This is a genomic window from Cognatishimia coralii (assembly GCF_037478305.1).
Classification (GTDB): Bacteria; Pseudomonadota; Alphaproteobacteria; order Rhodobacterales; family Rhodobacteraceae; genus Cognatishimia; species Cognatishimia coralii.
Genome location: NZ_JBBGAZ010000009.1, coordinates 96,184 through 116,168, shown reverse-complemented (window position 1 = coordinate 116,168; position 19,985 = coordinate 96,184). Strand labels below are relative to the sequence as shown.

Annotated in this window: 25 protein-coding genes and 1 riboswitch; of the genes, 8 read left to right on the top strand and 17 right to left on the bottom strand. The window is 57.2% G+C overall.

Annotated elements, in window-relative coordinates; genetic code table 11:
• A partial coding sequence (locus WG622_RS14955) for a hypothetical protein (protein ID WP_339404317.1) occupies nucleotides 1–186 on the top strand: 186 nt, incomplete at its 5' end.
• A 257-nt stretch (nucleotides 187–443) separates the two neighbouring features.
• The gene (locus WG622_RS14950; protein WP_046212120.1) at nucleotides 444–1,106 is read left to right on the top strand and encodes a L,D-transpeptidase; all 663 of its coding nucleotides are present in this window, start codon (nucleotides 444–446) and stop codon (nucleotides 1,104–1,106) included.
• 73 nt (nucleotides 1,107–1,179) lie between these two features.
• Here WG622_RS14950 and WG622_RS14945 read toward each other — a convergent pair whose 3' ends face one another.
• On the bottom strand, nucleotides 1,180–1,452 hold the full coding sequence (locus tag WG622_RS14945; protein ID WP_081806555.1) for a hypothetical protein: 273 nt from the start codon (nucleotides 1,450–1,452) through the stop codon (nucleotides 1,180–1,182).
• Between the two features lie 184 nt (nucleotides 1,453–1,636).
• On the opposite strand from WG622_RS14945, the gene WG622_RS14940 reads away from it, so the two are divergent.
• Both WG622_RS14940 and WG622_RS14935 read left to right on the top strand, forming a co-directional pair.
• Nucleotides 1,637–3,985 (top strand): heavy metal translocating P-type ATPase, encoded by a 2,349-nt coding sequence (locus tag WG622_RS14940; protein ID WP_081806556.1) that lies wholly within the window; start codon nucleotides 1,637–1,639, stop codon nucleotides 3,983–3,985.
• Between the two features lie 94 nt (nucleotides 3,986–4,079).
• A complete protein-coding gene (locus WG622_RS14935; protein ID WP_046212149.1) occupies nucleotides 4,080–4,556 on the top strand; it encodes a L,D-transpeptidase family protein in 477 nt (158 codons plus the stop codon).
• A 240-nt stretch (nucleotides 4,557–4,796) separates the two neighbouring features.
• On the opposite strand, the gene phnE is transcribed toward WG622_RS14935, so the two are convergent.
• From phnE to WG622_RS14915, 4 genes are read right to left on the bottom strand one after another with little or no spacing between them, the layout of a single operon-like run.
• A complete protein-coding gene (phnE, locus tag WG622_RS14930; protein ID WP_046212119.1) occupies nucleotides 4,797–5,540 on the bottom strand; it encodes a phosphonate ABC transporter, permease protein PhnE in 744 nt (247 codons plus the stop codon).
• Complete coding sequence (locus WG622_RS14925) at nucleotides 5,540–6,310, bottom strand: phosphonate ABC transporter ATP-binding protein (RefSeq protein ID WP_035253388.1); 771 nt, start codon at nucleotides 6,308–6,310, stop codon at nucleotides 5,540–5,542. The genes phnE and WG622_RS14925 overlap by 1 nt, the downstream gene beginning before the upstream one ends.
• Nucleotides 6,307–7,167 (bottom strand): phosphate/phosphite/phosphonate ABC transporter substrate-binding protein, encoded by an 861-nt coding sequence (locus WG622_RS14920; protein WP_035253390.1) that lies wholly within the window; start codon nucleotides 7,165–7,167, stop codon nucleotides 6,307–6,309. Before WG622_RS14920 ends, WG622_RS14925 begins: the two co-directional genes overlap by 4 nt.
• The gene (locus WG622_RS14915; protein ID WP_035253393.1) at nucleotides 7,167–9,020 is read right to left on the bottom strand and encodes a cytochrome c peroxidase; all 1,854 of its coding nucleotides are present in this window, start codon (nucleotides 9,018–9,020) and stop codon (nucleotides 7,167–7,169) included. Before WG622_RS14915 ends, WG622_RS14920 begins: the two co-directional genes overlap by 1 nt.
• Nucleotides 9,021–9,157: 137 nt before the next feature.
• Here WG622_RS14915 and mntR point away from each other — a divergent pair, with 137 nt between their 5' ends.
• On the top strand, nucleotides 9,158–9,607 hold the full coding sequence (gene mntR, locus WG622_RS14910) for a manganese-binding transcriptional regulator MntR (protein ID WP_035253395.1): 450 nt from the start codon (nucleotides 9,158–9,160) through the stop codon (nucleotides 9,605–9,607).
• A gap of 138 nt (nucleotides 9,608–9,745) precedes the next feature.
• Here mntR and WG622_RS14905 read toward each other — a convergent pair whose 3' ends face one another.
• The 12 genes from WG622_RS14905 to WG622_RS14850 all read right to left on the bottom strand — a co-directional run bounded on the left by WG622_RS14905 (nucleotide 9,746) and on the right by WG622_RS14850 (nucleotide 17,356).
• Nucleotides 9,746–10,249, bottom strand: coding sequence for a hypothetical protein (locus WG622_RS14905; protein ID WP_035253397.1), 504 nt, complete (start codon nucleotides 10,247–10,249; stop codon nucleotides 9,746–9,748).
• A 68-nt stretch (nucleotides 10,250–10,317) separates the two neighbouring features.
• A complete protein-coding gene (locus tag WG622_RS14900; RefSeq protein WP_035253423.1) occupies nucleotides 10,318–11,016 on the bottom strand; it encodes a CbtA family protein in 699 nt (232 codons plus the stop codon).
• Nucleotides 11,017–11,020: 4 nt separating this feature from the next.
• Nucleotides 11,021–11,191, bottom strand: a complete 171-nt coding sequence (locus tag WG622_RS14895) for a CbtB domain-containing protein (RefSeq protein ID WP_074964317.1) — start codon at nucleotides 11,189–11,191, stop codon at nucleotides 11,021–11,023.
• A 34-nt stretch (nucleotides 11,192–11,225) separates the two neighbouring features.
• A riboswitch (cobalamin riboswitch) is annotated at nucleotides 11,226–11,439 on the bottom strand.
• 144 nt (nucleotides 11,440–11,583) lie between these two features.
• Nucleotides 11,584–11,919, bottom strand: a complete 336-nt coding sequence (locus tag WG622_RS14890; protein ID WP_035253399.1) for a DUF1636 family protein — start codon at nucleotides 11,917–11,919, stop codon at nucleotides 11,584–11,586.
• Nucleotides 11,920–12,185: 266 nt separating this feature from the next.
• Entirely contained in the window at nucleotides 12,186–12,668 is a 483-nt protein-coding gene (lspA, locus tag WG622_RS14885) for a signal peptidase II (RefSeq protein WP_035253400.1), read from the bottom strand.
• Between the two features lie 99 nt (nucleotides 12,669–12,767).
• Nucleotides 12,768–13,223: a DUF411 domain-containing protein gene (locus WG622_RS14880; RefSeq protein ID WP_035253402.1), complete on the bottom strand. Its 456-nt coding sequence runs from the start codon at nucleotides 13,221–13,223 to the stop codon at nucleotides 12,768–12,770.
• Between the two features lie 3 nt (nucleotides 13,224–13,226).
• Nucleotides 13,227–14,381, bottom strand: coding sequence for a M23 family metallopeptidase (locus WG622_RS14875; RefSeq protein ID WP_370001670.1), 1,155 nt, complete (start codon nucleotides 14,379–14,381; stop codon nucleotides 13,227–13,229).
• A gap of 208 nt (nucleotides 14,382–14,589) precedes the next feature.
• Nucleotides 14,590–15,222 carry an SCO family protein gene (locus WG622_RS14870; protein ID WP_035253406.1) on the bottom strand — a complete coding sequence of 211 codons (633 nt, stop codon included), beginning with the start codon at nucleotides 15,220–15,222 and terminating at the stop codon, nucleotides 14,590–14,592.
• Nucleotides 15,222–15,662: a copper chaperone PCu(A)C gene (locus WG622_RS14865; RefSeq protein ID WP_035253414.1), complete on the bottom strand. Its 441-nt coding sequence runs from the start codon at nucleotides 15,660–15,662 to the stop codon at nucleotides 15,222–15,224. Before WG622_RS14865 ends, WG622_RS14870 begins: the two co-directional genes overlap by 1 nt.
• A 46-nt stretch (nucleotides 15,663–15,708) precedes the next feature.
• Entirely contained in the window at nucleotides 15,709–16,368 is a 660-nt protein-coding gene (locus WG622_RS14860; protein ID WP_035253415.1) for a DsbA family protein, read from the bottom strand.
• Nucleotides 16,365–16,787 (bottom strand): disulfide bond formation protein B, encoded by a 423-nt coding sequence (locus WG622_RS14855; protein ID WP_035253416.1) that lies wholly within the window; start codon nucleotides 16,785–16,787, stop codon nucleotides 16,365–16,367. Before WG622_RS14855 ends, WG622_RS14860 begins: the two co-directional genes overlap by 4 nt.
• Nucleotides 16,788–16,792: 5 nt before the next feature.
• Entirely contained in the window at nucleotides 16,793–17,356 is a 564-nt protein-coding gene (locus WG622_RS14850) for an SCO family protein (RefSeq protein WP_046212147.1), read from the bottom strand.
• 206 nt (nucleotides 17,357–17,562) lie between these two features.
• Between WG622_RS14850 and WG622_RS14845 the strand changes: the two genes are divergently transcribed.
• The 3 genes from WG622_RS14845 (at nucleotide 17,563) to WG622_RS14835 (ending at nucleotide 19,772) form a co-directional block, all read left to right on the top strand.
• Nucleotides 17,563–17,991: a MerR family transcriptional regulator gene (locus WG622_RS14845; protein WP_035253418.1), complete on the top strand. Its 429-nt coding sequence runs from the start codon at nucleotides 17,563–17,565 to the stop codon at nucleotides 17,989–17,991.
• 91 nt (nucleotides 17,992–18,082) lie between these two features.
• Nucleotides 18,083–18,844: a transglutaminase-like domain-containing protein gene (locus WG622_RS14840; RefSeq protein WP_035253419.1), complete on the top strand. Its 762-nt coding sequence runs from the start codon at nucleotides 18,083–18,085 to the stop codon at nucleotides 18,842–18,844.
• A complete protein-coding gene (locus WG622_RS14835; protein ID WP_035253420.1) occupies nucleotides 18,834–19,772 on the top strand; it encodes a cation diffusion facilitator family transporter in 939 nt (312 codons plus the stop codon). The genes WG622_RS14840 and WG622_RS14835 overlap by 11 nt, the downstream gene beginning before the upstream one ends.
• Nucleotides 19,773–19,985 lie beyond the last annotated feature (213 nt).

The window sequence follows — 19,985 nt, the reverse complement described above, 5'->3', positions numbered from 1 at the left end:
CCTCCGCAAACTGGCAAAGATCTTTCCCGCACCGCAGCAAACGCGCAAAGCCTGATAGAAAAGGCGCTCGCGCTATGTTCAGCACCGCGCTTTCTGCGTCAGCAACACGTTGTTTTTCCACAGAATCAGCCCAAAGTGAACAATGCTGCATCGCGTTCCAATGTAGGCTCTCATAGCCGAGGATGAAAAAGTGACAAAATCAAACCGAGTTTCGCCAAGGGTTTGTGGCAGAGTATCGACACCGGTAAGATCCAAAATGCTTGTAAAATTGGCCTGTGATCTGTCAGATGCCAGCGGCAGAAGGAGAGCCATCCCTTCACGAGGACTTGATCATCGCTCATAAATGAGGCCTTGAACCTATAGTGGCTTGAGGTTCTACAAGGCACTCGAGGCATCCAAGCCGCGGCTGGAGGTGCACAAACAATTTCTTTGGAGTAGGACCTATGCTGACCCGGCGCCATTTCATTTCCACGTCCACTGCGATGTTTTCGTTACCGATCGCGGGACCGGCTTTGGCCAGTAGCTGGCCAACGACCGGCCAAAAAGCGTCGTGGGATTCTCAGGTAACGCCCAGCAACTATGACCCGGCGACATCCAATCCGTGGGGGCTGCATCCCCGTTTCTTGCCGCAACGTGTTGCTGCGAAAGATGGCCTTGTGCCAGGTGACATCCATGTCGATGCAGTCGCCCGCTATCTCTATCACATTGAAGAAGGTGGTACAGCGATGCGGTATGGAGTGGCGATCGCGCGTGGAAATCTCTACGAACCAGGAACCTACACCATTCGGCGAAAGGTCGAATGGCCACACTGGACCCCAACAGCGTCAATGATCGAACGAAATCCGGAAAACGCAGAATTTGCGGATGGGATGGAGCCGGGGCCGAAGAATGCACTCGGGTCACGTGCTCTTTATCTCTACGTTGGCAACCGAGACACTTACCTTCGCATCCACGGGACACCTAAACCTTGGTCGATTGGCGGTCGAGCGAGTTCTGGCTGCGTCCGGATGGTCATGGCACATATCAATGATCTCTATTCAAACGTCGCCATAGGGTCGACCGTATACCTGTATTCTGCCGAACAGAGTGTTGTTTCGGACAGCTAGTGCAGGATTGTGACGCGTTGATCTTCGCTCCGGCCCTCAACGTGGGCCGGAGATGTCAGGAAGATCGTTACGTTTACCGAGCAACACAAATCGGGTTGCCACCAGCGGTTCTGAGGGGAAGCAAGGTCTTTTCTACGGGTCCGTTGTGTTCATACCAGTAGCATCCGTCTTCTTCGCGGAGCCGGGCTGTTGCAAGGTTTTGACTTGGATCAGCCAGTTCCACGATAGCCTCTGGCACGTTTCCGATTTTTTGGGATCCGTTCTGATCTGTCGTCGCGCATGCGCCAAGCAGCAGTACCCCAAGTAGCGGTAGTCCGATCGGTCCGGCAAATTGCTGAGTCTTCATAAATTCCTTGTCGCCTTTCTTCGTTGATTGCGTGTCCGCCGATTGGTTTTATACTCGCGCGCCCCTTGGCAGCCGAAAACTATATACGAAACAAAATACCTCTTGAACCTCTAGCGACTGTAGGAGTTATGGTCCAGCCAAGCAATGATTCTGGAGATGCCGAATGGCCGCCAAAACTGAAACTGTGGTATCTGAAGTACACCCAACTGATAGAGCCAAGTCAGAAACATGTGCAAGTGAACATGCCTGCTGTGGAGGAAGCCATTCACACGAAGAGTTTGGTCCCGTGCCACAAGATGGAGCGGGCCGGAGTTTTCAGGTCAGCGGTCTTGATTGCGCAGAAGAAGTGGCGATCCTCAACAAGGTCGTTGGACCGAAAGTCGGCGGGGCGGAGCACCTGGCATTCGATGTCATCAACGGACGCATGATCATACTCCACAGCGCTGCCGCAGTGTCGGATGGAGAGATCACTCAACTGGTTGCGACCACGGGTATGAGCGCAAAACCCTGGGATGCCGAGAACGCTTCGGAGGATCAAGCTGCGCATCTTGCCCGTCAGCGCCTGTTCACAATGCTGAGCGGAGGCTTTTGGGCGGCAGGATTTCTGTATCACATCGCAGAAACCGGGATGGGCGGTGCGATCGGTCTCTTTTCCGGCCATGGAGAAGCAGTGATGCCTTTGGTCGAAGCGGGGCTTTTTGCTATCGCGATCCTGGCTGGCGTTTGGCTTGTCGCCCCGAAGGCGTGGTCATCCGCGCGGCGCGTATCGCCCGACATGAACCTCTTGATGGTGGTCGCTGTGGCCGGGGCTATCGGCCTTGGCGAGTTTTTCGAGGCGGCAACGGTCGCGTTCTTCTTCTCTCTCTCGCTGTACCTTGAAAGCTGGAGTGTCGGGCGGGCGCGGAACGCTGTCTCGGCTTTGCTCGACCTAGCGCCACCTACTGCAAGGGTTGTCTACGAAGATGGTTCTGAAGCAGATGTTCCGGCGTCAGCCGTCGCCATCGATGCACATTTCGTGGTGCGTGGCGGGGACCGCATTCCATTGGACGGGCAAGTGATCGAAGGCGCCGGGGCCGTTGATCAAGCCCCGATCACTGGCGAAAGCGCATTGGTGCCGAAGGAGCCGGGTGACGAGGTCTATGCGGGCACGATCAATGGCGAGGGCACGCTGACGGTACGCGCGACCAGGGCGGCCTCCGACACGGTGCTCGCCAAGATCATCCGCATGGTAGGCGACGCCCACACCCGCCGCGCGCCCGTGGAGCAATGGGTGGCGAAATTTGCGCGCGTCTATACGCCCATCGTGATGGCGCTCGCCATTGCCGTCGCGATGCTGCCACCGCTCGTATTTGGTGGAGCCTGGGATGACTGGTTCTACAACGCCCTCGTCCTTCTGGTGATCGCCTGCCCTTGTGCGCTGGTCATTTCGACGCCCGTGTCCATCGTCGCCGCGCTCACAGCCTCGGCCCGCGCCGGGGTGCTGATCAAGGGCGGTGCTTATGTCGAAGCTCCGGGACGCACTTCAGCCTTGGCCATGGACAAGACCGGTACGATCACCATCGGCGAGCCTGAAGTTGCTGCAATGTATCCGCTAGGGAATGCGTCGACGCAGGATCTGATGGGCGTAGCGGCGGCGCTTGAAGCGCGATCCTCCCACCCGTTAGCGCGCGCTATCCTTGTACGTGCAGAAGTCGACGGCCTTGATGTATCCGCGGCGGACGATACGCGGACCGTACCGGGGCGTGGGCTTGAAGGCAGGGTACAGGATCGGGCGGTCTGGCTCGGCTCTGACCGGTTCGCCGAGGAAAAAGGGCTTGGAAGTGCCATTCCGACAGACCTTCGGCACCGTATCGAAGTTGCCGGTAGTACGTTGGTGGCTGTTGGTGATGCAAATGGGGTGATGGGTATTCTGGAACTGCGCGACCGCATCCGCCCCGACGCCAAGGGAATCGTGGCTCGTCTGCATGCGCAGGGCGTGAAAACCATCGTCATGCTGACGGGCGACAATGAACGCACCGCGCGCGCGGTCGCGACAGAGGTCGGCATCGACGAGGTGCGCGCGGAGCTTCTGCCCGAGGACAAGGTGACGGCCATCGAAGACCTGGTCGAAGCGCACGATATGGTGGCCATGATTGGCGATGGCGTAAACGATGCCCCCGCCATGGCGCGGGCCCACTATGCTATCGCCATGGGCGCGGTTGGTTCCGACGCGGCCATCGAGACGGCGGACATTGCCTTGATGACTGATGACATTGGCAGGGTGCCCTGGCTCATAGGCCATTCCCGCCGTGCGATGTCGATCATCCGTCAAAACATCGCAACCTCGCTGGCAACCAAGGCCGTTTTCGTGGTGGCGACAGCGTTTGGGATGGCATCGATGTGGGGGGCCATTGCCGCAGATGTTGGCGTGTCACTGCTGGTTGTCGCAAATGCGCTCAGGCTGTTAAACGGACACCACGCGGAGACTCCGCCCAAAGGCGGTGACCGCGTCGGCGACAGACTGGCCGAAGGTGCTTTGGCGCACGGCCATTGAACGGGCTGGCACAGCACGCTAGTGTCAAGTTTGAAAAACCTCATGAAAGAGGCATTGAGCAGTGAATTTTCGAGTTACACGTCGCACAATCCTCCTGGGAGCTCTGGCGACAATTCTTTCTGGATGTGCAAACAAATTCCGCACTTACAGGGGGCCGGAGGTGACCCGGGTGCGGGTCTACAAGGGGCAGCGCATGATTGTCCTTGATGGACCAGAGGGTGTTTTGCGCACTATCCCAATGGGCCTTGGCTTTGCGCCTGAGGGTCACAAGCAATTCGAAGGGGACGGGCGCACGCCAGAAGGATCATACGTGATTGACAGGCGAAATCCCGAAAGCCTGTTTCATCTTTCCATCGGGATCTCGTACCCGAACGAGGCGGATATCGCATACGCAAAGGCTCAGGGCCGTTCCCCTGGTGGAGATATTTTCATCCATGGGGGGCCGCGCCCTGGCATTGACCCGACAAACAAGCGCGACTGGACGGCCGGATGCATTGCCGTTTCGGATCGGGAGATAGAAGATATCTATGCAATGGTGAAGAACGGGACACCTATTGATATCTACTCATAACCGAATTTGTCTGGAAACGGTGGCGGCTGTGCTTCTCAAAAAAACTGTTGTCGGTGCGGCAGACTGACAGTTTCAAGGTAGACTGATCAAACCGAAGAACACAGGTAATGAGCAAGATAGGCGAACCCCAGTTCAGTGGGTCTGGCGAACGATGAATGGTAGGGAAAGCTCTTCGAATGGCACTACGAAACTGAAAACGCTGCGAAATCTGAATTTTCCGACCTTCCTTGATCAAAATCGTCACGAAAACCGCTTTTGTAAAACCGAATTTAGACCTTCGAACAGCAGCACAAGAGCGATGATGGCAAGCGTGACAGTTGCAGCTTTGTCGTATTGGAACGAACGCACGTAAGTCTGAACGTACAGACCGATGCCCCCGGCGCCAACGATACCTAAGATCAAGCTTTCGCGGAGGTTCAGTTCAAAGCGGAAGACAGTGTCGCGGAGCACAACTGGTGCCATCTGTGGCCAGATCGCCCACCGCAATAATTGCGCTCGGCTGGCACCTGCGCTTTCCAATGCAGCAAGTGGTGCGGCACCGACATTGTCGATTGCTTCAGCATAGAATTTGGCCAGCATGCCGGTGGCATGAAAAGTGATTGCAAGAATACCGGGCAGTGGGCCCAGCCCGACTGCCCCCACCATCAGCATCGCCACCAAGATCAGCGGAATCGACCGGATCACTGCCAGCAGCGCACGTACCGGGCGCCAGATGGCTGCGGGTACAAGGGTCTCAGACGCAAGTACAGCCAGCCCCGCCGACAGGACGACCGCAAACAGCGTCCCAAGAATGGCGATTCTCAGTGTCTCGGTTAGGCCTGTAAGGACTTCCGGCCAGACAGAAAGGTCCGGTGGTATCATCCGGCCTAGAAATTCTGCTAGCCTCGGACCCGCTCCGGGCAGTTTTTCCAAGCCGATGTCAGCGTTTCCTGCAGCCCACAGCACAGCAAGCCCGAGTACCATCCAAACCAAGATCCGGCTCATCAGCTCACCACCCGCAATCCGTCACCAGGTACTGTTCCATGGTACAAATCGCTGATGTCATCGTTGCCGACCATCGCGGAGGGCTTGTCAAACAGCACCGCGCCCGCGCGCAATCCAACGATACGGTCGGCAAAGCGCCGCGAAAGCTCTGGCTGATGCGAACTGAAGACTACAGCGATGCCGCGATTTCGCGCTGTGTTGGTGATCAGTTCCAGAATGCGTTCGGCGTGGGCTGGATCGAGGTTGCTGACCGGTTCATCCGCCAGTATCAACTCAGGCTCCTGCGCCAGGCAGCGGGCGATGGCCACTCGCTGGCGCTGACCACCTGAAAGCTGATCTGCACGGCGCTGTGCCAACTCCGTTAGGCCGGTGTCCTCCAGCGCGATGGTCGTCTTGAGGTGATCCTGCGCACCGTATCGCCCCCAAAGCGACGGCCAGAGGCGCATTCGCCCCAGCCGCCCGTTCATCGCATTCTGGTAAACGCTCTGCCGGTCAACCAGGGCGAACTCCTGAAAGATGAAGCCAGTCTCTAGCCGGGTTTTTCGTTCTGGTGCCCGATCATTTGGAAGCCGGTTGCCCAGTACCTCAGCCCGACCGCGCCATCCCCGGACCCGCCCATCCAGCAAGGCCAGCAGGGTCGACTTGCCGGCGCCCGAAGGCCCCAGCAAGGCCACACATTCCCCCGGTGCCACCTGCAGCGACACATCCTGCAGGGCCTCAGCGTCGTCAAAGCAATGCGACACAGCATGGAGGGCAAGCGCTTGGGTCATTTTAGATAGCCGTAACGGCGTGCCATCTGCCTGACCCCGTCATAGACCTTGGGATCTGCTGCCACATAGCCGTCTGGGCCGTAGAGATAGGCCAGCAAATACTGGTTCTCAGCCTGGTTCAGGCGCAGCATGGCATCCACGAAGCGGGCCTGCAAGGCCGCATCTAGACCAGGCCGGGCAATGATGGCATGGCTGGGGATCTGCGCGCTTTCGCCCAGCACCCTGACCTCGGCCTGCTGCTCAGGCGTCAGATAAAGATCGGCATACTGGCTGGCACCCGCAGCATCCACTAACCCGTTGGCCATAGCCTGCATTGCCTGCTGATAACCACCGGCAAAGAACTTCTGGCCAAAGAACCGGTCCGCATCGCCTGCATCCGCAACGAGTCCTTCGCGCACAAACAGGTCGAGCGGATAGAGATAGCCGGACTCCGACACCGGATCGGCAAAGGCAATGTCACGGCCCTGCAGGTCGGCCAGCGTCTCGATGCCGCTGTCCTTGCGCACAAACACCCGGCCCGAATAGCTCGGCTGGCCGCGGTAAACCTCGGACAGAAGTGGCACCGCCCCGATCTGGTCTTCTGCCAGCACAAAGGGCAAGGCACCCATGAAGGAGATATCGGCATCACCATTGCGCAATGCCTCAACTGCCGCAGCATGATCAAAGGTAACAAAGCCGGTGACTGGAACCTCCAACTGCTGGGACAGCCAGGCAGTGATCGCCTCGATATCCCCCAACAGCTTCTCTGGGTTTTCTTGCGGAATGAAGGCGAGTTTCAGTGCCTCTTCCGCAGAGGCAGTTGCTGGCACTGTTAGGGCGGCAGCGACAGTGGTCAAAAAGGTACGGCGCGACAGCATCAGAACATCCTCTCATCAATCTCGGCTTGCATGGTTTTGAAAGCGTCCCACTGGAGGCTCGCCTCAGCCCAGTCGCCAGCGGCGCTGGCATCGCCAACTGCCTGAAGAATTGCGGCAAATCGGTAGATTTCTGGCTTAGCGTTTTGATTGATCATAACGCTCGCATCTGCCGCCAGATCCGGTGCAACAGTATCAATCAATACGGCGATGTTCTCCGCATCCCGCATCGGGATCAGTGTGTCCAGCGTCGAAGCAAAAGTGGTAAGCTCTTCCCACGACAGGCGGAACACGCTGTCTCGGCCTTCAAAGCGCTGGTAGGGCTCCTCACCATCTCCTACCGCGCGCAGATAGGCAGTTAAATCGGCGCGCTGTTCCGCATCCAAGCCCAGATCCTTGGTATCGTTGAACCAGTCTACAACCCCCGCTAGGGTCGCCAGCGATCCGTCATGCATGTAGGGCGCGGTGAAGTTGACATTGCGCAATGTGGGCGTTTCGAATGGGGTTGCGGTGCCGCCCGGGAACGGCGGCTCGGCCGAGCCAATGTCATAGGTCTGCCCATCTCGGAAAAACCGGTCCGGGGTGTGGCAGGAGGCGCAGGACCTGTCGCCAAGCCCGGCAAATTCGGTATTGAACAGTACCTCACCGCGTTTCGCAGCCTCAGAGGCCTTGTCAGTCAGCCGCCCGGCCTCGTCTATCTGTGGGTTGGGCAGAAAGTCAAAGGCGCGCAAGTAGGCGACCATCGCATCGAGTTGGAACGGCGTTGGCTCCGCTCCGGCAAACTCGGTCACGATCACATTGCGTACAAAACTGCGCAGGCTCGGCTCGCGCCCATCACGCCCGTAAGGCGCTGTAAAGCGGATGCCTCGCATTGACGGCGTATCCAGGTGATCGTCTTCCCGGTCATTGAACATCGGATTGAAGAAGGAGCTGTCCACATCCATCCCGCCAGCATGGCTAGAGAGGCCGGGGATAAAGAAATCCCGGTTCACATCGGACCGGTTGTGGCAAGTTGAACAGGCAATGCCCAGGTCACGTGCTGGGGAACCAAAGATTTCAGGGCTGTCGAACAGCATGTCGCCATAGGCCACAAGCGGCAGGTTGGCCTCATCCTCGCCAGCCTCTTCAAACTGGAGCACCAGCCGGGGTAGCTCGCGCTGATCAGCAATATTGGAGCCCGGTGGGAGTGTGGCGGGCAACACTACCGGCGTACCGGAGCGCACTGCGCTCTCCGGTGCCGGGGTCAGCTTGCCACGTTCGACAAAAACGGAGGGCAGATAGTTTGTCTCAATGTACTCCACGATAACTTTTTGCGCCTCAGCAAATCGCGCCACATTCGGGTCTTGAGCGCCATTGTTCAAAATACCGGTGCTACCCAGAGAAGAATTCAGAACCAGCCAGGCGCGACCTAGGTCGTGTGCGGCCTGCTTGTCCGCCGCCAGGATGCCGTCCTCGAACGCGCGGTACAAGGCCGCAGACTGCGCAACCTCAAATGCGGCTTCAGGCTGGCCAAGTGTCGCCTCGGCTGCCTCTAGGTGCTGCAGAATACCTTTGGCCAATGCCGTTGTAATGGCAGCAAACAGGGCCTGTCGGTCTTCCGCAGCCAGCGCTGCACGAATGTTCTGGGCGTCGCTATCCGATACCCGTGACAGTGCCTCCACCGCAACTGCGCTGCCGGGTGCCGGAGCAGTCCAATTGTTTTCAATCTTCTCCCAGGGAACGGGTGTCAAGTTCGCCATGAATAGGCTCAGCCGGTAGGCTGCGGCCCGAGGTGCCCAAGGGGCTTCTTCAATGGCAGTGGCCCCCACACTAAGCGGAAGCAGGCCAATCAAGGCAGATGCAATCAGGTGTTTCATGGTTCAGTCTATAATTATTAGCCTTGGCTAAGTTTTGTAGAAAAGTCTATGTCATTGTCAAGGCCCGCGTCGCTGGTGCATACACAATAAGGCGCGGCAAGCAGGGTTCCGCACCAGCAATAGACACCGAGAGCAGAATGACCGATCAGAAACCACAACTATTCGGACGTAAACCTGACGACCAGGTGAGCGGTTTCGAGGCAGCCCGCGCCGCCCGACAAAGCGAAGTTGTGGAGGATTATGTCGAGCTGATCGCGGAGCTGATTCACCAGAACGGTTCAGCGAGGCCCGTGGAGATTGCCGAGCGGCTCGGCGTGACCCAGCCCACTGTGTCCAAGAACCTGACCCGGCTTAAACGCGAGGGCTTCATTGTGCAGGAACCTTACCGATCAATACGCCTAACGGATGCTGGGCGGCGATTGGCCGAGGCTTGTCGAAAGCGGCACCGAATTGTTGTGGAGTTCCTTATCGCCCTGGGTATTTCCAAAGACGTGGCCGAGCACGATGCTGAAGGTATCGAGCATCATGTAAGCGAAGAGACGCTTCGCGTATTCAAGGATTTTTCACAGAGTAAAATGAGCCGATAGCGAGTTGGTTCATGCTATTGCCATTTGCCATAATGATGCGCTCAGGGGAGGATTGCATTCGATCCTGACATGCAAACCATGGCAATGCAGGGGCGCAAGGCCCCTGCGACCGAAGTTCAGTCAAGATCTGAGTTTTGCTCAGGAGCCGTCATCGTCTGCTTGAACGATTAGTTTGGCCTCGACGGGCAAGCCCCCAACCATTAGCGGGCTGTGGCTGTTGCCATTGAGGGAAACTTTTATCTCAACGTCGCCATCCGGCAGTGATGGGAGGTGTATCCAGTTGGCATAAAGGCGCCCCAGCTTTTCGCCGTTGATATAGACATGCGCGTGACCTTCACCAAGTATTTCCTCAGTAGAGGCATTCTCAGGAGAAAATCGGAAGTTTTGCGGTGTCACGTGCAAGTTCCAACCTGCCATCGGATCTTTAATCATCTTGATCGCCACGCTGGGGGCATTGCTGTCGGCCGGTAAGTTAGTGACAGCAGAGTGGTCATGGGCTGCCATCTCCGCATTGCTACCATGTTGAGACGGGTCAGCATGGTCGTGGCTGTCAAAGGTGCTGCCGCTGCCGGCCGCGATCACAAAGCCGACGCCGCCGCCAAAAATCAGCCCGATGGCGAAGAGAGCGAGTGAACGGGACATTTTGTCCTCCTCAATAAATGAAAGCTCCCGCCGGCGGTGACCGGCGGGAAAGCAATAGAGGAAAGGAATCAGGCGGCGGCGTTCGCGCGTTTGCCTTCAGCCTGCCAGAAGTATCCGGCAAAGCTTCCCAGCAACACCCAAGCGGCCATGCCGATGCCAAAGGCTCGGGCGGCAAATAGCGCGCCGATCTCGGTCGGAACCGGGCCAGCGAAGGTGTCGGGTTCAGGCGCACCGACGACGTGAGGCGCTATCAGCAGTCCAGCGGCGATCAGATAGCTCACCAAGTTGCCTCCAAAGGCGATCAACCACATGGCGACGCCAGCTGTGGCAACAGTAGCAGTCCACCATACTTGGCGCACACCGACATCTGCTGCGGCTACGCCTGGCACTTCAGGCGCCAGCGACAAGCCAGGCGCAAAGTGGAAGGCAACAAAGCCAGCCAAGCCCCAAAGCAAACCGGTGCGACCGTTAATCTCACGACCCTGTTGTTCGGCAATCGACATAAGCGCCACAAGGGCCAATGCATAGCCAGTATACGTCAGCATCGTGAAGATGATGCTTAGGCCGTCGCGCACCGGCTCGGCGAACATGCCGGGCAACTCGGGATGCGCAGTCACAGGATCAGCGCCAAAATGCACCAAATCGCCACCCTCATAAAGTTCGGCGTGGAGAAGTACAGGCTGCACGAAATAAAGCTGCAGCAAGGCGGCAATCAGCCCCGCTGCAGCACCAGCGAACAACGCGCTGGTCAGAATACGACTGAACATGGTCTTAGTGGCAGGGAAAGCCAGTTGCGTGGCGCACATCGTGAGCAGCGTCATGCAGGCCAGAAGCTTGAGCATGGCCGGTCACAGTAACAACACCCAAACCCAGAATAAGGGCGAACACTGCGGGCAGAATGGTTGATCCTACAGCGGATGCTTTGATAGCGTTTGTCGTCATTTTAGTCCTCCTTGCCGTCACACCCGACGGCGCAAGTTACGTTCAATATACGGCCGGTCTCCTGACTCGCGGGTCGATGCCGTCTTCCCCCTTCCCAGCACTCTCGCACCAGTGGAAATGGAAGGTAGCTCGCCGCTCACAGTCGCGGGGGCGGTTGAGGTTTCGGTGCCGCGATTTGGTCCACCGTCCTCATTCCCGTTTCAGCTCTAATGCATTTGCACCTTTGAGCACCGTAATGACTGTTTCTGTCCGATTAGGCGGTAGCAGGTCAAGTACGAAACCGGCATGCCTAAGTTCCGCAGCGCCAAATTGATTTGAAATCTGCTGCTGTCAACACTGTACTGAATGCAATAATTCACCGCAGGAGCTACTAATATCGTGGTGCGGGTGGTTTACTGCACATCTGCGGGAATGCGAGCAATAGCCTTGAAACGCAGCTTTCCAAGTGGCCTTGCATCCGCGAAGTTACCGTCTGGGCTTTCCTGATACATCCGGATGAATGTCAGGATGTCCGGCAGGTCTTGAGCAGTTATCTCACCGAAAAGATAAGCAGTCTTGTCGTTCTGTCGGACTGCAAGCGTTTGTGGTCGCATGCAGCCGGACATGCAATCGACGTGCTGCAATTTTGCCTTCACATTCGCTGCCTTTAGCGTTGATACCACTTGATCATACAGGGTTGGATCCGCGTCACGGCAGGTTCGGCATAAAGTAAGCGTTGGTAGGTGCATGCGCCGAGCAAGTCCTTTTTTTGAGCAACCTTCTTTATGATTCAATATCTGCGGGTGGTTACTGGTTCGATTTCGAAACTTGGTTTTGTCGCGGTGCCTTTAGAAAAGTCAATACTTGAGCGATCGGCAAGCTCGCCGGAGTAGGCACCTACAATGCCAACATAGATTATTCAGACTTGTGGCACGAGAAATTTTTCTTGTCCGGCAAATCGAGGAAACAGTTGCTCAGGCAAAAAATCCGCCGAATGAAACTTGGGGCAATGTCTTCAATGATCGCCCTCGAAGTGCCTCTGGATCACTGGTACCACCAGCAGTAATCCGGCACCTCCGACAATGAATACGTCTGCCATGTTGAAAGTCGGCCAGTGTGCAGATCCAATGAAAAAATCAAGGAAGTCTGTTACGGCTCCATAATGGATGCGATCAACGACATTGCCGAGCGCGCCACCTATGATCGCCCCATACGCAATCGCTTCTATACTGCTCTCTGTGCGAAGCATCATGATCAGGAGCCAGGCACAAATGATAAGCGCAAGAAGCAAGAGGCCCCACCAGGGGGCGCCACCCAAAAGCCCGAAGGTTACGCCATCATTGCGATGGAACGTGAGATTAAGCCCGGGAAAGACAGCGATCCCGTCTTTTAGGGTATCGGCGCTCGCGACAACCCAGGCTTTTGTTACCTGATCAGTGGCGACGGCGCCGACGACAGCTAGTATGCCGAGTACTTGTGTTTTGTTGACTGTCAACATGTTGCAACGTAACTACTTTGGATACCATTGGCCAGTCTGCGCTGAAGCGGCTGAATAGGTTAGCTAGATTGGGGAAAGGACTTCCATAATTCGGCTCGGTTACCCTGCTGGGTAGCTCGAAAATATTTCGGTCGAGCCGTCTTTCTGGATCAAGAAGACGTCGTAGGCATCGCGTTCGTCTTCCGGCCCCATCCCTGGCGAACCATAGGGCATTCCGGGGACTGCGAGACCGACCGCATCGGGGCGTTCGTTCAGAAGGCGGCGGATGTCGGCTGCAGGCACATGTCCCTCGATCACGTAACCGTCCACGAGCCCAGTGTGACAGGAGACCATGCGCTGCGGCACTCCGTTGTCGAGTTTGAAGCGCACGAGAAGGCCGCCGAACATGTCCTGGCCTATTGGTGCGAAGCCGTTCTCCTCAAGATGATTCATCCAGGACAGACAGCAACCGCATCCATTGGTCTTGCGGACGTCTATTGGGGTTGCCTCCGCGAGGGCCTGCGCCGCCGGTAACAGGGCGAGTGTGATGGCAAGAGCTTGGATCATGCGTCTCATGGGTCAGAGCCTTTCGGTTGTCGTTTCGGCAATGTCGCTGCCGAGGTTTTCATTCAGAAGCGCCCGCGCCTCGACCAGACGCAAAAGCGCGGCTGTATCATCCGCTTCGCTCTCAGCCGCTTCGGCAAGTCTGTCGTCAGAGAGGGGGTCAGTAGGGCGTCCATCCACGAGGACTTCGTAGTGCAGGTTCGGGCCCGTCGCCGTGCCAGTCGCGCCGACGCGACCGATCACATCTCCCGCCGCAACGCGTTGGCCTTGTGCCAGGCCCTCGGGCACAGCGCTGAGATGCGCATAGCGTGTCATTGTGTCTGAGCCGTGGGCGATTTCGACCACGCGACCATAGCCGCCCCGCCAGCCGATGAAGCTGATCCGTCCCGGTGCTGTCGCTTGAACCGGCGTTCCGCTTGCCGTCGCGAAATCGACACCTGTGTGCATCCGGACATTGCCGTAGACCGGGTGCGTACGGCGGCCAAATACCGAGCTTAATCGCGCCCCTTCGACAGGCTGTGCAAAAACGCGGAGAACCGTGCCATTGACGTAAATCGTTGCCCGATCGCTACCGCTTACCGGCCAGACAACTTCATAAAGTGCGCCGCCGATCTCCAGCGATGCAAAGGTAAGTTCCGGCTGACCAATTCTGTCTTCGCCAACACGGGCCTCGCGCCACAGTAGCCGAAGCGTTTCTCCGCCGGTCACCTCACGACGGAAGTCGACGATTCCACCCAGCATCTGTGCCAAATCGACAGCGAAGCGGGCAGGCATCTCGGCTTCTTCCAGCGCGGCAAAAAGCGAGCTGTCGATCACCGCTTCGCCCGCCGATGTTATGAAGTCGGGAGCCGGGGTCACGACCTGCGTGGCCAACTCTTCGCCAAAGATCGCCTCGATCCGCACACCGTCCTCGACGGAGAGCGCGACGCTGCGCGGGCTGCCGTCCATCGTCGAGACAACGGTGACCGAATGCCCAGGCCTAAGTCGCCTCAGATCATATTCCGCGCCGAGGGCCAGAGCGACCTCGGCACGGTCAGTCGCTGAGAGACCTGCTTCTTCAAGAACGGTGTCGAGCGTCTCGCCGGTTGCGATATCGCGTGACCAGTTGGAGAGCGGAGGTTCTATCGTCGGTAAGAGAGTATCGGCGCTCGCAACCTCCAGACGTGGCATGGACTGGAGTGGTATTGCGGGCTCCACACGTGTTTGTGCGACCTGCGGTGTTTCCGTTTCAATAGAAGTGGGAAGCGGGAGTTGAGGTGGCGACCAAGTGGTTGCAGCTGCCAGACCGGGAGGGATCGGATCCTTCGACCAGATGCCCGATATTGCCAACCCGCCCACCGACAGCACCGATACGAATGCGAAACCTGCCGCGATTGTTCTAATTCTCATGTTGCCCCCCAGTTTCTCTATTGAGCGCACGCCGGATTTTCGGCACTGCGAATTCCCTCGGCTCGTGATAGTCGATCATGGTGCTGAACCGGCCTTTCGCGTCGAAAAGGAAAACGCTGGCAGTGTGGTTCATGGTGTAGTCGCCACCTTCGGTCGGCACCCGCCCATAGCGTGCGCGGAAGCCCTGTGCTGCGCGCGCAATTTCCTCTTCCGGGCCAGTCCACCCGCGGATCGACGGATGGAAATAGCCGACATACTCGGCCATTGCCTCGACAGTATCCCGCTCTGGATCGACGGTGATGAACACCACGTTCATTCCCTCCGCCTCTTCGCCCAGGTCATCAAGCCAGCCGGAAATATCCGACAGAGTCGTCGGACAAACGTCCGGGCAATAGGTGAAGCCGAAGAAGACCATTGACGGGCTGCCGATAAGGTTTTCGGGTCCAACCTCGTTACCTTCGTGATCTGTCAGGCGGAATTCCATTTCAGATAGGGCAACCGGGCGCAACCCCGCTTGTTCGGGCGCGCCGGGGCCATCGACCTGCCACCACCCAACAACAAGTGTCAGGATGATCGCCGCGATGCCAGCGAAGGCATACTTGAGGATCGACCGTCGGGTCATTAGCTCTCGGGACCGCGCGCTGCAATACCTAGAATTGGAACCTCGACCACGATCTCACCACCGTCCGAGAAGTCGAGCGTCAAGGAAAAGCTTTCGCCCTTGGCCATCGGTCGCTGCAAGCGCATCAGCATGGCGTGAAGGCCACCCGGTTCCAGAGACACAGATTCACCCGGCGCAATCTCGATCTCGCCTGCAGGTGCCATTGAGCTAACACCATCGGCATTTGTGGATGTCTGGTGAATATCAGGCATCATCGCCAAATCCGTGCGGAGGCCAGTAAGTATCACAGCCTCGTCGCCTGTATTGCGGATTGTCATATACGCGACACCCGGACGGTTTACGCCGATTGACGCGCGCGCCCAGGCATCTTCGACGACAACGTCTTCCGAACCAGCTTCTACCGGGGTCGCTGTGCTTGATGCGAACATGCTTGCGGCCATCAGGCCATAGAGTACTGTCTTCACTTTGCGGTTCCCTTTTTGACCACTAGCTGCCAACTGCAGCTACTTCGGCGTCAACCTGTTGTCTCAATTCGTCCATTCCAAACGGATCTAGCGGCTTGCCATTGATGTAGAACGTTGGGGTCTGGCGAACGCCCATTGTTTCTACGTCCGCTTTGTCCTGATTGACGATTGCCACGATATCGGGTGATTTCATCTGCTCTATCGCAAGTTCGAGATCGAGCCCGGCTCCGGCCGCGATCTTTCCCAGCTTTTGTTGATCAAACGCCCCATGCGCCGCCCACGCGTCTTGATAAGCCATTAGAGCATTTAGCACCTGTTCGAACTTGCCCTGCATCCGGGCCGCTTCTAGCAACTTGACGGCTATATCCGAAATCGGTCCGTGAAACGGGGTGTATCGTATGACAACACGCACGGCTTCGGGATTTTTGTCCAAAATATCTTTTACGACGGGGTGAAATGCGCGACAGGCCTCGCAGGCTGGATCGAGGAACTCAACGATGGTCACGGGGGCTTCAGCGGGCCCCAAAACAGGCGAATATGGTCGCATCAAAGCGTCCGCCAACTCTGGCGCGACAACCGCACGTTCAGATGACGGTTTTGGTTGGTTTACATACCACGCGGCCCCACCAAAACCGGCAGCACCCATTGCGAGAACGGAAATAATCAACCCGCGTCGGTTCATGATTTTTTCTCCTTGAGAGATAGGACTGAAAGCGCACCAATAAGCGCAAATGTAACAACGGCCATCAGCGGAATGGGGATGCCTAACACCAACTGGTTGTCGTCAGTGCAAGAGGGCCCCGTCGCAGTACAAGGTTGGACGCGTTCAGGTATGATCCCGACATATAACCCCATATGCCAAGCAGCCACTGCTGCGCCACCAAGTGCGAGTACGACACCGTACCGACCAACACGCGGATCTTGCCACCATAGTCCCAGCCCAAGAATTATCGCCAGTGGAAACATGAAGGCGCGCTGGAACCAGCAAAGAACACAAGGTGTCTGCCCCAGCACTTCGCCAATGAACAGAACAGCAAGCGAGGCGATGAGGGCGATCACCCAAGCCAGCCCGAGGGCAGTTTCTCCGTATAATCGGTTCATTTGGGTCAGAGCCTCTCTCTTAGATCGGTAAGTATCTCTTCGGCAGAGGTGCCATAAGCCCAAGAGTCGGTGAAGCGCGCCTTTGGATCGAAGAGGAATAGATGCGATGTGTGGCCCATTGTGTAGCCATTTGGTGCTGAGGCCTCCTCGATCCGCTCATAGAAGATCGGAAAGGTCTCGGACGTCTCAGCAATCTGCTCCGGCGTGCCGGTCAGCCCAATGATGCCTGCATTGAACAAGGGCACATACTCGGCCAGCGCAGCGGGTGTGTCGCGTTCAGGATCAATCGAGATGAAGATAGGCTGTATTTTCTCTGCATCTGTTCCTAGGTCTTCCATGACGGCGGCAACTTCGGCGAGCGTCGTTGGGCATACATCTGGGCAGTTGGCAAAGCCAAAAAAGACAAGCATCCACCGCCCGGCAAAGTACTCATCCGTCTGCACCAATCCACGATGATCGGTCAGTTCGAAATCGGCGTAAAACGCAGGGTTAGAGGCATTAGCGTCGGTATCGGTCGAAGGTTCGAAATACTGGAATGCCGCAAAGGCAAGAAGCGCTGTGCCTGCCAGACCCCACAATAGTCTCTGAATAACTGAAAGACGCACGTTATTTCGCCCGTTTGATTCTCGGTTTTGAGCCGGTTTACATCCTCTAGCTACTGTAGGTTCAAGTGGTTTTCTAAAGAGCGCGCCAGAGATCGCCAAAACGTGATTTCCGCGGTTGCGCCATGAGTGAGATAAATCTACATTCACTAGAGGATTAACGGGGTTTCGACATGCTCACAATTGGGACTCTTGCGAAGAGGACCGGCACCAAGGTTCAGACGATCCGCTACTATGAGCAGATTGGATTGATGCCGGAACCTGGTCGGACTGAAGGCGGGCAACGTCGCTATGGTGACGCTGAACTTGATCGCCTCGCATTCATCCGGCACAGCAGACAGTTGGGATTTCCGCTCGACGCGATCCGGGAGTTGCTTGATTTGTCCGACGCGCCGGACCGGCCCTGTCACGAAGCCGATGAGATCGCACGCCGACAATTGAAGCTCGTTGAGCAGAGAATGGAGCGCTTGAAAGCGTTGCGCGCGGAATTGAAACGCATGGTCAAGGAATGTAGTGGCGGCAACGCATCGCAATGCCGCGTCCTTGAAGTGCTAAGAGACCATTCGGAGTGTCTGACCGAGCACGATCAAATTGGGGTGTGAGTGAGCACAGAAAACTATTCGAAGTTTTTGCTTGAACCTACAGCGACTGTAGCAATTATCTCTGTACTCGAAAGATTCGAGGAGCCCCATCGTGGCACATAATGACCCTTTATTGACCGCAACCCCGATCCTGGATTTTGGGGCGGCGCCCATAGCGGAGCTCATCGCTGCAAGGGGTTGGCGTGATCTGTCCGACACCGACAAGATTGGCGCGATCTATGACTATATCCGCAACGAGATCGCCTTCGGCTACAACCGCGCCGACGACATTCCAGCGTCCGAGGTGCTGTCTGATGGCTATGGTCAGTGCAATACGAAGGGCACGCTCCTTATGGCGCTCCTTCGGGGTGTGGGCATAAAGTGCAGAATCCACGGGTTCACGATCCACAAGGGCCTTCAGCGCGGTGTTGTGCCGGAGCTGGTCTACCCGATTGCGCCGGAAGAGATCCTGCATTCGTGGATCGAGGTCGCACTGGACGGCAAGTGGATCAATCTCGAAGGCTTCATTCTCGACAGCGCGTTCCTGAAGGTTCTGCAATCGTCGTTTACCGACCGCGAGAGTCTGTGCGGTTACGGTGCTGGGACGGATTGCCTCAACGCGCCGCCTGTCGAGTGGACAGGGCAGGACACATATATCCAGGATACCGGGATCGTGCAGGATTTCGGAACGTTCGACACGCCCGACGCTTTCTATGCAGAGCATGAGCAGAAATTCGGGCGTTTGCGCGGATGGCTCTATCGGAACATCATCCGGCACTGGATGAATGCGCGTGTGCGGGCCTTCCGCGCAGGCCGTCTGAAACCCGACGCCTCAATTGCGCACCAGCATGAGGGAGAGACCCGTGCCGCATGATCACCATGGTCACAGCCATGCCCATCTGGACCCGTCCAGCGGGGATCGCCGGGTAGCAATTGCGATTTGGGCGAACGGTCTTCTGACGGTTGCGCAGATCGTCGGCGGCATCTTCGCAGGGTCTCTCGCCCTGATCGCGGATGCGCTGCATAACTTCTCGGACATGGCCGCGCTTGTCATTGCCTTTGCGGCCCGCAAGATCGCGCGGCGGCCCGCTGATGAGCGAATGACCTTCGGCTATGGCCGGATCGAGACCGTGGCGGCCTTGATCAACTACACGACGCTGATCGTGATCGGGCTCTATCTGATCTATGAAGGCGGCATGCGCCTTATCGAGCCGCCTGAGGTGAAAGGGTGGACAGTCGTCATCATCGCGGGACTGGCACTGGTGGTTGATGCCCTGACGGCGGGGTTGACCTATTCCATGCAGAAGGGCAGCCAGAACATCCGCGCCTTGTTCCTCCACAACCTCTCCGACGCTTTGGCTTCAGTCGCTGTGATTGTCGGTGGCACGCTGATCATCCTCTATGACATGCGTTGGGTTGATCCTGCGATCACGATTGGTATCGCGCTCTATATTCTGTACCTGGCCTTCGCTGAGATTGGTGGCCCGATCCGGACGCTGATGCTTGGCAGCCCGCCGGACATTGATGGAGGTGACGTGGTGGCCGTTTTGCGCCAAACAGAGGGCGTTAGCGACGTCCACCATGTGCACTTGTGGCAGATGGAAGAGAATGCTCCAGCGCTCGATGCGCATGTCGTCGTCGAAGATGTTGCATGGGGCCAGTTGGAGCAGATCAAGGCAGAGCTAAAGACGCAAATTGGCGCTGAGTTTGGGATTGATCATTCCACGCTGGAATTTGAGCGTAATGAAGCTTGTGACGTCGAGGCGCCGCTGTTTGGACATGACAAGCACCAGATCGAATAGCTTAGGTGATATGCATGATTGATATCTTTGGGGCGGCACCTAGGACGACGTGGAAGCAGACCTTGTTGCTGCTGCAGCGAAAGGGCACTTTGTCCGCTCAGCGGACCTTTGCCGCAGGCCACATCAAGGTCTGCAATGCGGGACTTAGTTAGCTTTCGCTGCACCGCTCAGGTTGAACGCTGCTTATGCCACACCAGCGACCAAGGTTGGTAA